The 14,943-nt window shown below is 48.0% G+C and carries 15 protein-coding genes; 5 read left to right on the top strand and 10 right to left on the bottom strand.

Annotated features, from left to right (window positions below; all coding sequences use genetic code 11):
• Positions 1-448 precede the first annotated feature (448 nt).
• Together AC5I6P_RS18895 and AC5I6P_RS18890 are read right to left on the bottom strand one after the other, a co-directional pair.
• Positions 449-628, bottom strand: a complete 180-nt coding sequence (locus AC5I6P_RS18895) for a hypothetical protein (protein WP_495695331.1) — start codon at positions 626-628, stop codon at positions 449-451.
• A gap of 113 nt (positions 629-741) precedes the next feature.
• Entirely contained in the window at positions 742-1,350 is a 609-nt protein-coding gene (locus tag AC5I6P_RS18890) for an HAD-IIIA family hydrolase (RefSeq protein ID WP_495695330.1), read from the bottom strand.
• A 380-nt stretch (positions 1,351-1,730) separates the two neighbouring features.
• On the opposite strand from AC5I6P_RS18890, the gene AC5I6P_RS18885 reads away from it, so the two are divergent.
• Both AC5I6P_RS18885 and AC5I6P_RS18880 read left to right on the top strand, forming a co-directional pair.
• Positions 1,731-3,419, top strand: a complete 1,689-nt coding sequence (locus AC5I6P_RS18885; RefSeq protein WP_495695329.1) for a recombinase family protein — start codon at positions 1,731-1,733, stop codon at positions 3,417-3,419.
• Complete coding sequence (locus tag AC5I6P_RS18880) at positions 3,416-3,952, top strand: hypothetical protein (protein WP_495695328.1); 537 nt, start codon at positions 3,416-3,418, stop codon at positions 3,950-3,952. The genes AC5I6P_RS18885 and AC5I6P_RS18880 overlap by 4 nt, the downstream gene beginning before the upstream one ends.
• Before the next feature lie 62 nt (positions 3,953-4,014).
• Here the strand turns inward: AC5I6P_RS18880 and AC5I6P_RS18875 are convergent, their stop codons facing one another.
• The 3 genes from AC5I6P_RS18875 to AC5I6P_RS18865 form a co-directional block, all read right to left on the bottom strand.
• Entirely contained in the window at positions 4,015-4,323 is a 309-nt protein-coding gene (locus AC5I6P_RS18875) for a hypothetical protein (protein ID WP_495695327.1), read from the bottom strand.
• On the bottom strand, positions 4,317-4,955 hold the full coding sequence (gene parA, locus AC5I6P_RS18870) for a ParA family partition ATPase (RefSeq protein WP_495695326.1): 639 nt from the start codon (positions 4,953-4,955) through the stop codon (positions 4,317-4,319). Before parA ends, AC5I6P_RS18875 begins: the two co-directional genes overlap by 7 nt.
• Before the next feature lie 488 nt (positions 4,956-5,443).
• Positions 5,444-6,058: a helix-turn-helix domain-containing protein gene (locus tag AC5I6P_RS18865; RefSeq protein WP_495695325.1), complete on the bottom strand. Its 615-nt coding sequence runs from the start codon at positions 6,056-6,058 to the stop codon at positions 5,444-5,446.
• A gap of 322 nt (positions 6,059-6,380) precedes the next feature.
• On the opposite strand from AC5I6P_RS18865, the gene AC5I6P_RS18860 reads away from it, so the two are divergent.
• Positions 6,381-6,698, top strand: a complete 318-nt coding sequence (locus AC5I6P_RS18860) for a hypothetical protein (RefSeq protein ID WP_495695324.1) — start codon at positions 6,381-6,383, stop codon at positions 6,696-6,698.
• A gap of 282 nt (positions 6,699-6,980) precedes the next feature.
• Here the strand turns inward: AC5I6P_RS18860 and AC5I6P_RS18855 are convergent, their stop codons facing one another.
• Both AC5I6P_RS18855 and AC5I6P_RS18850 read right to left on the bottom strand, forming a co-directional pair.
• Positions 6,981-7,256 carry a suppressor of fused domain protein gene (locus AC5I6P_RS18855; RefSeq protein WP_495695332.1) on the bottom strand — a complete coding sequence of 92 codons (276 nt, stop codon included), beginning with the start codon at positions 7,254-7,256 and terminating at the stop codon, positions 6,981-6,983.
• A gap of 390 nt (positions 7,257-7,646) precedes the next feature.
• A complete protein-coding gene (locus tag AC5I6P_RS18850) occupies positions 7,647-8,123 on the bottom strand; it encodes a hypothetical protein (protein WP_495695323.1) in 477 nt (158 codons plus the stop codon).
• 264 nt (positions 8,124-8,387) lie between these two features.
• Between AC5I6P_RS18850 and AC5I6P_RS18845 the strand changes: the two genes are divergently transcribed.
• Both AC5I6P_RS18845 and AC5I6P_RS18840 read left to right on the top strand, forming a co-directional pair.
• Positions 8,388-8,576: a hypothetical protein gene (locus AC5I6P_RS18845; RefSeq protein WP_495695322.1), complete on the top strand. Its 189-nt coding sequence runs from the start codon at positions 8,388-8,390 to the stop codon at positions 8,574-8,576.
• Entirely contained in the window at positions 8,576-9,157 is a 582-nt protein-coding gene (locus AC5I6P_RS18840) for a Uma2 family endonuclease (RefSeq protein WP_495695321.1), read from the top strand. Before AC5I6P_RS18845 ends, AC5I6P_RS18840 begins: the two co-directional genes overlap by 1 nt.
• Positions 9,158-9,206: 49 nt before the next feature.
• Here AC5I6P_RS18840 and AC5I6P_RS18835 read toward each other — a convergent pair whose 3' ends face one another.
• From AC5I6P_RS18835 to AC5I6P_RS18825, 3 genes are all read right to left on the bottom strand, one after another.
• Entirely contained in the window at positions 9,207-10,805 is a 1,599-nt protein-coding gene (locus AC5I6P_RS18835; protein ID WP_495695320.1) for a hypothetical protein, read from the bottom strand.
• A 312-nt stretch (positions 10,806-11,117) separates the two neighbouring features.
• The gene (locus AC5I6P_RS18830; RefSeq protein WP_495695319.1) at positions 11,118-11,810 is read right to left on the bottom strand and encodes a transposase; all 693 of its coding nucleotides are present in this window, start codon (positions 11,808-11,810) and stop codon (positions 11,118-11,120) included.
• Between the two features lie 1,025 nt (positions 11,811-12,835).
• Positions 12,836-14,554, bottom strand: a complete 1,719-nt coding sequence (locus AC5I6P_RS18825) for a R3H domain-containing nucleic acid-binding protein (protein WP_495695318.1) — start codon at positions 14,552-14,554, stop codon at positions 12,836-12,838.
• Positions 14,555-14,943 lie beyond the last annotated feature (389 nt).

Genomic DNA, 14,943 nt, shown 5'->3' with positions numbered 1-14,943 from the left:
ATGTGTTAAGCATACCGCCAGCGTTCATCCTGAGCCAGGATCAAACTCTCCATTGATTTTCTAACTTGAGAGTTTGGATGGCTCCGAAACAATATCTGTTGCTGTTCCGGATTCCTCTAATTTGTCATCTGTCTTGGGACGCGCCCAAGACGCAAATGTTCTAACGAGGGTTGAATAATTCTTTGGCTTTCAAACTATTGATTTGTCTTGGTTCAAGGTGCCTTGGTCTTCCCTTGACACTCTCCCAGTATAACGAGACCGCAGTCACTTTGTAGTGAGGACAACCGTATGAACGAGCGGTGTTTGTACTACCGCCGCAAGACGGTTGGCTGTCGGGTTAGAGAGAGTGGTTTCCCTTGGCACTTCACTACTATAGCGAATGTGCAGCAGGTGTGTGGGACAGGAACCGTACTACTCGGTAGAGGTTATACTACTTCATGGATGAGAGCTATTGAGATTGTCTTTCGATCTCCTGCAACAGGGCCTCGTCCGAGTAAGCCGTTTCCCAATCGCTCGACAGTTTGAGCCGGACTGACTGGGCCCCGCCGCTCGGTGTACACACCACCCAATAGGTATCTTCTTGCCCTTTCACCTGGGCGGCTTCCGGGTGCTCGGCTTGGTCCGACAATCCACTGAAGGCCTGAATACAGGTCCAGGTAATGCCATCTCGATCACTAACAACTCGCTCCACTAAAATTCTCCTATGGCTGAAGGCTAAGATTGAGCGCGATTGCCTCTAGATCAGTCTTGCTCCAAATCATCATCCTGCTGCTGCCCTTGATTGTCATCGTCATCACGGCGATCTTTGGTATTCGTCATGATTAGCTCCTCACATGTGTAAGTTGTGGTTTGATGTCGGGTAATCCAGTCCTCTGCCCATTCAAAGGCAACGCCTGCTCGTCGAGCCGCTTCTTCGTCTTCGGGACGATCTCCAATATAAAGACAGTCCTCGGGTGGGTGGTTATGCCTCACCATGGCCAGCTTGAGCATTCCGGGTTGAGGTTTACGATATTGCTTGAACCATTGGGTTTGGCTATGGTTGTAAGCATTATGGCGGGTAACGCGAAAGCACTTTCTGCCGTCAAAGTCTGGACAGAAATAAATTTCTTTGAGCTGAGGAACCAGTTGAAGCGTATATTGCTGTTCCTCAATACACCTTTGCATGGTTTTATGCCCCGCAGCAACGCCGCCTTGGTTCGTAATGCCCACGATAATCCAACCGTCCTGATAGGCACGCAGGGCAAGGTCAGCCCCAGCAATCATCTGTTGGTCCTGAGCGTTCTGAAAGTAGCGTTGTCCGCTTAGGGGCTCCCGCAGCGTCCCGTCCAAGTCGATCATGAGTAGGCTCATGGCTTTCGTCTGCTGATCCTTTGACTGGTTTACTCCTGATCTTGGTGGCTTATCTGGAGGCGGACATCAGTCAATGTAAAGAGACGAACCAGCGTCTAGCGTCTCACGTCACTGCACCCTCGTCGATTCTTAGAACAAACATTCTATTTCACCAAGATGGTTTTTCGAGGGTGGTTACGAGAGTTAAAAGAGTTTAGAAGAGCGAAAAATAGCTCAGGTTATCATTCGATCTTTATTTCTGCATATTTGTGCGAATGCAAGCAAGCTTGCATTCGCACAAATATGCAGTATGATTAGTGCAATTGAACTATACTCTCTTGCGAGGAAAAGTCCACTCTCGATGCTGCCTTCCCTCGCCCTCACGCCTTCCCGTTACAGCTATGCCCAAAGAAAATGCACCGTTCAAAGTTACAGACCCGCAGCATGCTAAACAGTCTGCTGGATACATTCGAGTTTCTACGCTCGAGCAGGCAGATGACTCCCTATCGTTAAACCGTCAGGAACAGGCAGTTACACTACATGGCGCAGCGGTTGTCTTTCAAGACATTGACTCTGGGAGCAAGGACGAGCGCAAGGAGCTTCAGAAGTTGATGCAATTGGTTCGCGCCGGAGAGGTCAATGAGGTTATAGTGCCGCGCATTGATCGGCTCACTCGCTCGCTCCGCCAACTTTTGGATCTCATTAATGAGTTTGAGGAGTTAGGTGTGAATCTCAAAATTCTGGACCTCAGCCTTGACCTTAGTACCACGATGGGCAAATTCATGGTCAGGTTGATTGGTATGTTTGCAGAGTGGGAAACCGACCAACTGTCGGAGCGAATTAAGGCAGAACGACGGCAGCGACGACAGAACAAATTGGCATCGGCTTCTCATCCCTTTGGATACAAGGTTGAACAAGGACACTATGTACTCGACCATACAGAGTTTCTATGTTTGCTAACAGATCGCCCTGAAAACTATCCCAAGGGTGAGCTTGCAGATACCGCAGAGCCGATTCCCGGACGAAGCGTTTATCGCTTATGCCGAGAATTAGTTGAATTGTTCTTAGATGATGGGTTGGCTCGGAGTGCGTTAGGTCAATTCTTCGAGAAATATGGCATTGAAAAGCCCGGTTCAAAGTCCAAAGGCATTGGGAAGCGCTTGTTTTGGACACCTAGCGGCTTTTTATCGTGGCTGACCAACCCGGTGCTTCAAGGGCACACTGTTTATCTTAGGCAAATTACGGTTAAGAAGCGCCGACGAGTAATGAATCCAGACGGTCCTCAAATTGTTGAAGACACCCATCCGTCTCAGCGATTGATCTCGGATGAAGAGGCGAAAGAGGTCGCTCGAATTATCCAAATCAATCGTCGCTTGGGAGGAGCTAATTTTGAAACGGATCCAGATCAGCCCGACCGCTATCGAGAGTTTGCTTATCAAAGCGGACACATTTTCTGCTCCAACTGCAGCTCTTTGTGTACGTCAAAAACGAGCAGCAAGGGCAAGTATCAATATTTCGGGTGTCGGTATGCAGGAGTTGGATGCAGCAACAAAAAGTCCGTGGAGAAACGCAAGATTGAGCAAGCGCTGATTCACCACTTGGTGATGAAGTCTTGCGAGATGCGGGAAGCGGCTTGGGAAGCCAAAAGCGGATTTGTGAGTGGAGTTGCAACGGTTCTCCAGGCAAGCGGCGCAGATGAACAGGCCGTGCATCAATATCTCGCGATGTCGGCTCCCAAGTATGAGGATTTGGATAGCTCTGCGGGTTTGTCTCCAGAACAAGTGTCTCGGATTCAATTATTAGAAGCACAATTGCAGGGCTTAGAGAATGTGCCGGGGTTTAACCCGCACATTGATCAACTCAAACAACAGTTACGACGTGACCTTGAAGAGGCGAAAAACTCGAGCCAGTCGCTGCTAGATAAAAGTGCTGGAGCCATCATTTTTGAGGGAAATACCAGCTATTTCTGGGATAAGTTCACCAACGACGATAAAGCGAAGGTCTATCCCAGGCTCGTGCATAAGATTTTCATCGGCAGTGGTCAGGTCACAGAGATTCTTTTGAAAACTGAACAGAGTGAGGCACAGTGATGCGAATCCAGAAACGACTTGAGTTGACCCAAAAGATTGGGACGATTGCATTGAATGAGGCACTGCGAGGTTGGCAACCGCCAGTACAAGGGCAATTACACTGCCCGTTCTGCCAGTCCGCTCAGATTTATCAGCGAGCACAGCGCAAGAATGGCATGACACATGGTTGCAGAGACTGTGACCAACAGTTTTCTGAGGAGCTTGTACAACAATGCCGATGTGTACGTCCGGGAAAGTTTGTCAAATGCTTATCCTGCCCGCAATACCAACGAATCCGCGAGTTGATGAAGTTTAATATCGACCAACTCCGTCACTTATCTGAGGAAACAGTTGATCAAATCATGGCACATCCAGATTTTTATCAACAGCACTTCTCAGTGCAGCAGTTTCTGCCCCAAGTGAAACTCAAGCATTACGCTGAAAGCCTAATAGCTAATGATGTTGTACCGGATACTGTGCAGCAGCCTATCCCTACAGGAGAAATGGAGCAACTTTCATTACTTGACGAACTGATTGACAAGAGCAGCTTCTAAATTTCGATTCACCAGTTGTGAAGGCTTTATTACTGAATCACTTAATTACGTAATCAAGTGATTCAGTAGCCATGTGCTTTTAGCCAATTTTCAAGTGCTTCTCTCAAAATTTTGTTCTTTGATTGTTTGCTTCTGAAGCTCGCAAAGTCCAATCGTTCGTACTGCAATGTTTCCATATCGAAGCTGACGCGATGAGGGAAGGGTTTTGAAGTTTTTTCTTTCCCTTCTAACTCAACTGTCTCCTGCTCCTTTAATTCTATTGCGGGTGTTTGAATCTCTGGATCGATTCCGCCTTGCATTACCCATTGGTCAAGAGATGGCTGGGTAGAGGTTGGTTTACTGGCAATACGCTTCTGCCCTTTCTTCACCACGACTTCGCCTCCATATATTTCAAAATATCTTTGCTTAATGCCTTGATATCTCGCGAAGCGGCACTACTTGGCTCCGATTCTAGAACGCTATAGCCTGCTGATGATTCTGCAAAAGCAACCCGTTGAGCAATTGCAGCTTTTAGAACTGGAAACGGTAGATCTGCGAGAGCAGCTTCAATCTCGCGCCCGATCGCTGTTCCTGTAATTCGCCGATTAATACAAAACGCGGCTTTGATATCTGGCTTAAATTGCTGAGCTTCTTGAACGAGTTGTACCGTTTCTCCAGCGGCCCAGACATCGTAGGAACTAGGTTGAACGGGAATCAGTACCAGATTGCTCGCAAGAATAGCACTACGAGTCAAAGCAGAGACGCGTGGTGGGGTGTCAATTACACAATGCTCGTAATCTTCAACTACAGCAGGAAGATCACGGTGCAAAGTTTCTCGTGCCATTTGCACGATAGGAAATGAGGAAGGCTCTTCTCTCGCAGCTGCCCATCCACTCGCTGAGCCTTGCGGATCACAGTCCACAAGCAACACTCGTCTTTTAGCCAACGAGATTACATGAGCCAAGTGGATCGCTAGCGTCGTCTTTCCCGCGCCTCCCTTTTGATTGGCAAGGGTAATTATCATAAGTAACTAAGTGATTAAGTAAGCAAAAGGATTCTACTCCTGTCAGGCAACTCAACAGGCAATACTTCTTGGTTAAGGGGGGCGAGTAGCAATGGAACAGGAAGTTACGCTAAGGCTGAAACACTTGCTGGTTAGGTGCTTCAAAGAGCAGTTTTCAGTCTCATTGAGACGTACCAGTTAAACTCTAAGTCATTTGGTGCAGAAATTATAAACGAGATAGCAGGGGTTTTAGGCTCCTAGAAACTAGGAGGTTCAACTGGTACACCGCTTAGCGTAAGTTTCTGTTCGGATGATACTCAAACCCCTTATACACATTTTTCTAATGGCAATCTAAAAACGTAGATGAGTTTTGCTAACAGTAAACGTAAGAAAATAAGTGCGCATACTAATAGCAACTCATTGACTTTCTGCATAAAACCACAGAAGTCTTGAAAATATACTCCGCACGATCGCAGTTTGATTATTTAATCAGTTATCAACTGAATTAGCTAAAAATCTTCTAAATCATCCAAATCCTGTTCTGAATTGTTAGATTGCTCGGTCTCAATTTCTTTAATCCATTTACTCATCTCTTCATTCAATACTAATTCCTCTTTGCGTTTCTTAATTAATCGCAGAACTTCGTTCTTAGCGTCTTTGATATCTTGTTCTTTTCTAGACGCTACTCTCCCTTGATTTTGTGCCTCAAGTAGTTCCTGCTCGTACAAACTAATGCTTTCATGTAAATCTGCTAAAGCTCCTTGAAAATCTTTTCTTTCGCGGCGAAGTAGCGCTCTATTAAAGAAGTCTTGAGCGTTGAAATTCCCAGTATCTGCAGAGTAATCGGGCTGCTTCCAGCGGTCAGGACTGATGAAGGTGTAGACATTTGTTCTACCGCGTCGTACTCGCTTTTCTATCATTCCATTTGTTTCAAGTATTTTCAGGGCGTGCTGTACTTGTCGCACAGACATTGTGCAAAGGGCTGCAATGTTTTTAAGGCTTGCGAAACATCTTTGACGACGAATGATATGAGTAAGAACCCTGTAAGCATAAGGATTTAACCCATAAGAATCTAAATCAACTGGAATGGCTGTAAACGGCCAAGGGATGCGGGTGTCAGTCATAAACTACGGGCGCTACTGTTTTACGAACCTAATACGTACTAACTGTTGCGAACCTCATACGTGCAAAGTAGATCTCTCTTAGATATATCTTAAGCTAATACTATAGACTACTTCACACGTATCGCATGCGTGTAAAAGAGAAATTTCTTGCATTATTTGCGTAACCGAGCTAGCATTTTCATGGGAGATGCAATTAAACAGCAAATGAGGCACTCCTGGAATTCCAGAAGTGCCTCACAGATTGCTTATTTAGTTCAGGGAGATAACTTTAGGCGGTTGCTCCCCTCCCTTAGATGTACATAACGGAGTAAATATCTCAGCTATGCCCTATCGCCATGATAAACCAAATTCACGGTTAAGTCACGCATCTGATGCAGACGATCGCGTGAAAAATAGAGCCACCACCAAATCGATTACTAACTTCGGCGTGAAGTGCTCTGATGGAGTTCTTCATTTAGAAGCAAGGGTTCCCGTGGCAAAAGCGAAAGACGCAATCATGAGGGTCACTAAAAAACTTCTTCTAGGAGCTGTCCCACTGCTCTTTCCAGCGCTCGTCACCTTGGCACCACTCATAGAAGCACCGGTTCCCCATGATTCTGCGCCACCGCAGATACCTCATCAGGTAGACCCCAAGGGCTAACCGTTTTCTGGAGCAGGACATCGTATCACTTCACATTTGCGTCTGTCAAGCAAGCTTTTACCTAAACGTTAATAGAAGTAGAACAATACTTTGCTCACCTGCTCCACACCAGAGTGTGTGAAAACTAGAGTCAGAAATCAAAAAAGCACTATCAGGAGCGTCTAATCCCTCTCAAATCATTCGTATGGAGCGTAACCTTCGAGTTTTCATACACCCTGCCACACCACAGAAGTCCCAAATCTTGAGAAAATGAATTTGATAACTAACCGCTGCAGCGGTTGGTTATGCCACTCCTTCGCGCGACCAGTCGAGAACATCAGTTGAAAGCTGCTCCCAACGATCCTGCAATTCATCGACCCCCTGTTTCTGAACGAGCTGAAGTTCGCCGTCGGTGATCGGCACGGCCAGCAGCAGGTAAATGGTGCGGTCGGCAAGCGTGACGTGCGTCATCCCCTGCTCCCACTGGAACGGCGGCACGAACACGACGTGTTTGACGCGTAGCCCCGGCTCGTACATTGACACCATGTCGGCAAACGTAACGCCCGGAGCGACTCGCAGCCGTCCTTAATGATGTAGAACCCGATCGTGGCGGCGATGTTGGCAGTGTGCTCGAGGCGGCCGCGACCGTCGAGGAGAATCTCAGTGGCCAGCGGCGGTCGGCCTGCTCTCGCCTGGTCATGATCCATCACGCCGACCGTCGCCGCGACGACGCCCTCGGCGTTCCCGCTCGTGAAGATGGCGATCGCGTTCTTCTCGTCAGCATCGTAGTGCCGGGTAACATGCACTGCGTCGCCGGGCACCTTCGCGCGCAGATACTTCGTCCATTCGATGTGCGCGGCAGGCGGTTTGGCGGCTGAGGGTGGGAGTGGCATAACGATTCGGTTCAGCGGCAGCAAGTAGCCTTGAATCCAGCATAAAAGCTTTTAGATATCCGCTGCAACCAACTAGTTATAATGCGTCGTCCAGTTCTATTGAGCAGCGGAAAACATCGAGCATTTGAGTGTACATACCTCGATCAAACGCAAAAGGACCAATGCCATCAAGCCATTCGACCTTTTTGCCAATTTGCTCCGGCAAATCTACTGGTAATGATTGATCGATTCCAAGCCTTTGCCAATGAATGGTTTGAGGAGTGGCAAGGATGTCAGCGAGCACAATCACACACCAAAAATCGCGATCATTAGGGCACATCAGAATTGGTGCAATTGAGCGTTCTTCCTCTATCGGCAATATCCGTTGCCACACAATTTGGCGCTCGCGATCATCATCAAGCTGGCCAAGTATTGTAGGAACAAGACCATTGAATTGTTGATGGGAAAATGCTGCTGTCAGTATGGCGTCGAGTGGTGTTCCGTCAATGGCGATGACAAGATGGGGTTGAGCCGTAAACTTGGTTTGATGTGTGGTTGCTGCGATTGAGTTCATTGAGTTGCATCATTGTCAGCAATATAACAACTATTTAGACTGACGCTTTCTCTCTAACTCCCTCAATTCAAGGTGTTAGAGAGAAACCTGTCGTCTTAAGATCCTAATTCCCCAATTTAGGCTGCACAACGTCTGCATCACATTCCATTGCTACTCGCCCCCCGGTAGAATCTTTTTGCTTCTTTCATATACTACTTACTTAATTACGTAATTAAGTATTTAAGTGGCATACTTGCTAGCTTCGCTACTTTGCACTCTAGGACCGTGATTCTTGATTTACTGCTCACATCGTTTGAATATCCGATTGCATCATGGGAGTATGACGAGGGTCAATCTGTCACTATGGAATATATCAATCAAAGGAATAAGGAATTTCGAGAGGACGATCGCATCATTTCTCTCACCTTCCCTAAGCTGCAATTAACCGTAGCAGGAATTCTGGAGGCAGGCTAATGACTCAACTACTTACGAAAACTACTGACCAGCGCATCGTCTTGCGGGGGACTTGGGAGAAATTTAAGCTGATGCAACAGGTATCGGAAGATTCTCCTGGTGTGCGGTTAGCGTTTTACAACGGAGAAATTGAGATTTTCATGCCCGGACGTGAACACGAAGTATTTGGCTCTATCATCGGCGGGCTGTTACTGATTTACCTCGCTCAGAAGGGCATCTTCTTTCAGCCAACTGGCTCGATGACACAAGAGAAAGAAGGGACAGCTTCAGCCCAAGCGGATCAGTCTTTCTGCATTGGCAGCGTGAAGCCCATTCCTGATTTATCGATCGAGGTCGTCTTTACCAGCGGCGGCGAAAGCAAGTTAGAGCTGTACCGAGTATTAAACGTTCCCGAAGTTTGGTTCTGGCAAGACGGTGTGTTGAGATTGCACCACCTTCGCGAGTCCGGCTATGAACGCATTGAACGGAGTGAGTTACCAGGGCTAGAAGACCTCAATATTGATTTGTTAAAGCGCTGCATTTTGATGTCGGAGACAGATCCGGGCGAAGCCGTTCGGACGTTCCAACAAGGCATTTTGTAACGAAATCCATAGTTCCTATACGGCTTGCCACTATGCCAAAACGAGGTGCTCAGTCTGATCGTTCTGGCAGTCCAAGTTGATCTCTCGCTTCTTTGATCAGAATGTGGTCACCAGATGCTAACCACAAGCACAGCTGTGCTTGCCGCTGTGCTTCAGCCCGTTTCTGACGTTTTGCATTAAGCAAAGTTACTTTTGACGGTATTTCAGCTTGCTGACGCCGTCCTTGTCCGATCGCAGCCTCAATCTCTTGCTTTAATTCCGGTGGTAGAAAACTCCCCCCAAACCCCCCTCTTAGTTCTAGGATGCCCGCTTGCTTTGAGGAAGCAGCGGGAGCATCTAGAAGCTTATTTAGAGGTAGGGTGCGTACTTCCTGATTTGGTGAAGGTTCTAGCATTTTTTCAACAGGGTCATTTTCTTCCTGTTTTTCAAGGGTGTGATCTCGTTCAGCAGGATGCCACAGAGATCGGTATTTGTTCAATGTCGTAGGGCTGATGCCGTAGCGCTCGATCGCTTTGCGCCGAGCGGTGATAGCACTCGGCAGTTCGCTTTTAGCGATTAGGTCAGCGACAGCTTCACAGATTCGCCGTTGTGCATTCTCGGCTTTGAGAACGTTTTGGTTCGGTGGCTTGGACTGCGGACTAGAGTTACCCATAAGTTTCGCTTTCGTTCCGCCATAGTGATATCGATGATTTTCCACACATCGCGCCCAGTCTCGGACCCGCTCCTCGATGTCGTGCTGATGGCGACAAAATTCTTTATAGCCAGGGAGTGCAGTGACAACGCAAAGGATTGCCGCGACGAGGGTTTCTCCTTGGAGGGGTTCCCCGCCTGAAACCACATGTCGGAAGATAAACTCGCGATCAGCGACTTTGCTGAGAATCCAGTTGGTTTGTCCAAATCCGGTCCAACCGGGTTCAATTTCTGCATCCAAGTCGTTGAGAAATTTCGCGGCGTTCTTGGTGATAGCGCGTTCCTGCCGTCGTGCAGTTCTCCAAGCCTGTTCGATGGTTTCGGTGCTGAGATCGTTGCGGGCTTGGGCAAATTTCCACTGCCGTATAAATTCGGCTTCGGTGGTGAAGATGGGCTCAAAGTTTTGATTGAGCAGGTAAGAGCCGAGTTGGAGTGGGAGCCGATGTCCGGCGTAGAGGCTGAGTTTTTCTTGGTAAGGACGGGCATTGGGGAAGATTTCGAGGTGCCCAGGTTTGACTCTGAATCCCGCGTTTTGGGTCATCGCTTGAACGACTCTTCCGATTTGGTAAGACTTTTGCGCGGCTTTGTAGGGAAAGTAAAGGTGCAAGCCTCCACTTTGACTAGAGGTGACAGCAAGATAGGCAACAATACCAATCCCCTCTAGAGCGGCGAGCAGGCGCTGAATAGCGAATGGGTCACGGCTGGGATGATAGGCGCTGCTTTTGTCGATGTCGATGACGAAGTAGTTTGTTTTCGCGCCGAAACGAACGCCGTAAAGGAAGGCTCCTTGTTGAATGAGGCGATCGCTGAGCGGATGTTTACTTTGGGTCTGCCACTGCGGGCGCTCTCCTGGCGCTGGGTGCTCTGCCCACAAGTAATCGTGTCGATGGGGAAAGAGCGCACACAGATCAATTTCGGGATCTTGAACAGAATTGTATTGAGGGGTGGAAAGTGGCATCGTAACTCCTTTTAGGAGCCGAACCTCACCTAAAGATGAAACTTTCTTGCATCACCCCTCGACTGATGCGATACAATCCTGTCAGAATAGAACTGTATCGTTCAGCGTCAAGCTGACCGTGAAAGTCGAGTCTCCAGTTCAGGGCGTTAAAGTTTCTCAGGCTTGGTCCCTTAGTGATGGCTCGGCTTTTGCCGTTTTAAATTCAATTGTCTCGATTATTAAAAAATAATCTGCCTAGAATCATACAACTGATCTAGGAACTTACAGCTAACGAAATCCTTGCTGTAACTAGTTCAGGGGGTGACAACGAGGCTAAAGAGCAGACTGGATCAGGACAATGGCATTGAGACCTCGTTGAAAAAAGGGGCGTTTTTGCGGCTTGAGTGCCATTAGTTGGGTTGCCAAGGTTGGCCATAAATTCAACGGTTCAATCCACAACCTGCCATACAATCCAATCCAGAAATTACTGTGTCGGTTTGTGGTGCGTTGTGGCTCAGTGACACGAGCAATGTAGTGTTGCACCTGTTTTTTGCGAATGCATCTACCCTGGATGGTGGAGATCAAATAGGCGATAGCAATCAGAACTAGCAGTGCATTAAAGCGACGTAAATCGGCATGACACGCTTCGAGGTGGTAGCCGCCGGATTTGTAATCTTTAAACAGTGCCTCAATTGAGAAGCGACTAGAGTAAGCCTTGAGGGTTTGGTCTGCATCAACGAGATTGGTCATGAGATACCAAGCATCGTCTGAATTCGACTGACGATACGTGCGCTTTTGTCGCAGGACGAGATTGTGTTTGCCAAACCCGCGATTCTGCGTCACTTGAATTTGCAGATACTGTTCTGTAATTCCAGGCGATTGTGGCAAGTGGTCGAGGCGAGTAAAGATACTACTGTCAGAGGGTTTGACCGTGGTGCTTTTCGGTAAACGAAAGACAAATTCCACTCGTTTCTCAACGCACCAGGCAGCGAGTTCAACACTATGAAACTCACGGTCTCCGAGCAAGATGAAGTCATACTTTTCAACAGTTGAAAGACTGGGCGCAGCACTTTTCGTTGCTCAGCAAACGCACTTTGTCCTTGCTTATTCAACCACATCCAATGCATTGGAATCGCTCGCTTCTGATACACAAGGCTGACCATGATCAAGTTATGGTCTTGCCATTGAGTTCGGTCAATTACAACGTGAAGCGGTTTTCCACGTCGATGATGTTGTTTGACCCAGTGTTTGACAACCGGAAACCAAACCGCTTGGGAAGTCAGTCGCGGTAGGTGCAAAAATCGTTGGAGATTGCGCCGTCGGCTCTCAAATAGAATCGGTTGTGGAAACAGGGTGGCTAATCGTTCGAGACTAATTCTGCGTTCTTTTTGCAATAGTTCGACCAAGATCTCTAGTGTCACAAATTGCGTCTCACTGAGTTGAGCGCGTAGACAACTTTGATAGAATGAAGGCAACATTTTTCGATCAATGAGGTGAAACAAATGGAGTTACCTCATTTTTTCTGCCTCTAGATGCTGCTATCCGGCATCTTCTCTACCTTTCAGACCCGTTGTCACCCCCAAAGTGTAACTAGGTTATTTGTTGTTTTCGATATTCCAAATTTTTTAACTATTGCCAGCGTTGTGAACGGTTACTAACTGTCACACCGACAACCAAGGTTAGCCATTGGACTAAAAATGGCTTAAATCGCTAATGAGTTATGTTTTCAAACCCCGATTCTGTCGTCGAGTAACTGTCACAATCCCAACGACAGAATCGGCTTCTGAGGCTGAACTTCTGCGGACTTAGCAGAGGTGCTTCTCGATTAGTGGTAACAAAAGTAGAATAGAGACCGCCTCACATCAAACTTTGCCGAAAACAGATGTTGGGACTGGTCAGTTAAGTTATCTAAGATCCGTCTGCAAAAGTGCTCGCCAACTGTGCAAAATTCCAGTACAGTCGAAGACTCTTATTCTCAGTCGTGTTCTCCAAAATAATAAAACGCAGTAGGAAAGAGATGAATCCTACTGCGTTACTTGATTGTTGTCTTATTAAGCTGGATAAACGCGTAAGCGGCGGTTCGGTTCCGCTCCAAAGCTGCTGGATTTGAGCCGATAGTGCTCAACAAACTCGTGCTGCATCTTGCGAACATGAGCAGATCGCGGCAGCAACTCAACTGGTTGTCCTTTCAGAATGACAACTTGCTCCACTGCTCGTCGCGCTTCTTCCAGGGCATCCCACTCATCGTCTTCATCACCGCTATAGGCTAGCTCGCTTCGGGTGATGAGAGAATCCACCGCTTGGTCTTTCTGCCCTAGGGCGTGTTGCAAGGTATGGGCAATCTGAACCACGGTGTTGGCTTTCACTGCATAAATTGGCAGTTGATAGCCGTTTGCCAGGCGTCGCAGGTTAGCGTGTTTTCTTAGATTTGCCTTCAGGGTGAGAATGGCGTCCGCCTGTTCCACGCCCCCCACCACTCGAATTGGTAGGTTCAGTTGCTCGATGGTTTGTTCCACCAGATTTCGGCTCATCTGATAAGGATAAAGAGCCAATAGAGGTTCTCCATCAGCTTGAGCTGGCGGCACGGTGTGAGCATCCCAGCTGCTAAGAAATTGATCGGGTTGAGGCTTTATCCACGAGTCCCCCTCTTGCTGCGGAAATCGAAGAAATTGGTCTGCAGCGCGTTGAGAGTTCGGCGCTGCGAACGATTTCTCCCCATAGCGCGGTTGGCTCCGCCGAGATCTAGAGGAGTTCTGCTTTAATGGCACCTGTGGAACTTCCTGGGTAATAACTACTTGCCCCTGTTCGTTCACACTCCTGACCTGAAGTGTGGGCTGATGCCTACGCAATAGGTCATCGACGGTATCGGCGACACTTTCATGCACCACCCATTGCTGCCGCTCCTGCATTTCAACAGCAATCTCAAACGTTGGCGGGGCTTTGCGTTCCAGCACACTCTTCTGGGAACCGCGTCGTCGGGCTTCTTCATCCCCTAACGTCACAGATTGAATTCCGCCCACGAGATCAGATAGCGTTGGGTTCTTGATTAAGTTCTCAAGTTGGTTCCCATGGGCGGTACCAACCAGTTGCACCCCACGTTCCGCGATCGTTCGGGCTGCCAGCGCTTCCAACTCCGTGCCAATCTCGTCGATCACAATGACTTCGGGCATGTGGTTTTCTACCGCTTCAATCATCACCTGGTGCTGCAACTCCGGACGCGCCACTTGCATGCGACGAGCACGACCGATCGCAGGGTGGGGAATATCACCATCCCCAGCAATCTCATTCGAGCTATCGATAATCACCACCCGCTTATTCAGGTCATCCGCTAGGACACGAGCAATTTCTCGCAGGGCTGTAGTTTTTCCCACACCCGGACGACCGAGCATCAAAATTGACTGCCCGGTTTCCACTAAGTCGCGAATCATCGTAATCGTGCCTGCGATCGCACGACCAACGCGGCAGGTTAGCCCAATCACGTCACCTCTGCGATTGCGAATGGCACTAATGCGGTGCAGCGTTTGCTCAATCCCAGCGCGGTTGTCATCCCCAAACTGACCGACCTGCTCGATACAGTGGTGCAGCTGCTCCCGCGTCACAGCCGATTCAGACAAATACTCCGTCCAATGGGGAAATCGTGCTTCTGGGCGACGACCTAAATCCAGCACGACTTCGACTAATTGATCGCGCCCCGAATGATACTCGAGAACAGCTCGGATCTCTAGGGGAAGAATGCTAATTAACTTCTGCAAATCGTTTGTATTTTGCATCTTGATTCAGGAGAGTTGCACATCATGTTGTGGAAAAATTGCAATTAACATTTCTGAGATCTAGAAATTCGATTCAACTTATAATCTCTTCTGCAACTCTTCCTATTTCAAATCTAGTTTCAGATCTAGCAATTTCAGATGTAGTGCGAGTGAGCAAAACCGAACGTTTGCAGGTTGGATGTTACCTTGCTGGAGTGACATCTATGCGAATCACTCATCTATAACAAAAGCCTCCAGTTTAAGATGACTCATGAACTGGAGGCTTGAGGATAAGAGTTGATAGACTTTTCGCTGATCTTTTGGCTGATCTTAGTTGGCTCAAATACAGACTTAGAAATTACATTGCAACTTGTCAAACACCAATGAAGGTTTGTGGTCAAGCCCTCGGT

Source organism: Myxacorys sp., from assembly GCF_059501405.1.
This window is presented reverse-complemented; position numbering and strand designations above follow the sequence as displayed.

What these genes read in the sequence shown, in the direction of transcription:
- AC5I6P_RS18890 (WP_495695330.1), bottom strand. Translation starts at nt 1,350, where the DNA reads ATGAGCCTACTCATGATCGACTTGGACGGGACGCTGCGGGAGCCCCTA.
- AC5I6P_RS18885 (WP_495695329.1), top strand. Translation starts at nt 1,731, where the DNA reads ATGCCCAAAGAAAATGCACCGTTCAAAGTTACAGACCCGCAGCATGCT.
- parA (WP_495695326.1), bottom strand. Translation starts at nt 4,955, where the DNA reads ATGATAATTACCCTTGCCAATCAAAAGGGAGGCGCGGGAAAGACGACG.
- AC5I6P_RS18865 (WP_495695325.1), bottom strand. Translation starts at nt 6,058, where the DNA reads ATGACTGACACCCGCATCCCTTGGCCGTTTACAGCCATTCCAGTTGAT.
- AC5I6P_RS18860 (WP_495695324.1), top strand. Translation starts at nt 6,381, where the DNA reads ATGCCCTATCGCCATGATAAACCAAATTCACGGTTAAGTCACGCATCT.
- AC5I6P_RS18850 (WP_495695323.1), bottom strand. Translation starts at nt 8,123, where the DNA reads ATGAACTCAATCGCAGCAACCACACATCAAACCAAGTTTACGGCTCAA.
- AC5I6P_RS18840 (WP_495695321.1), top strand. Translation starts at nt 8,576, where the DNA reads ATGACTCAACTACTTACGAAAACTACTGACCAGCGCATCGTCTTGCGG.
- AC5I6P_RS18835 (WP_495695320.1), bottom strand. Translation starts at nt 10,805, where the DNA reads ATGCCACTTTCCACCCCTCAATACAATTCTGTTCAAGATCCCGAAATT.
- AC5I6P_RS18825 (WP_495695318.1), bottom strand. Translation starts at nt 14,554, where the DNA reads ATGCAAAATACAAACGATTTGCAGAAGTTAATTAGCATTCTTCCCCTA.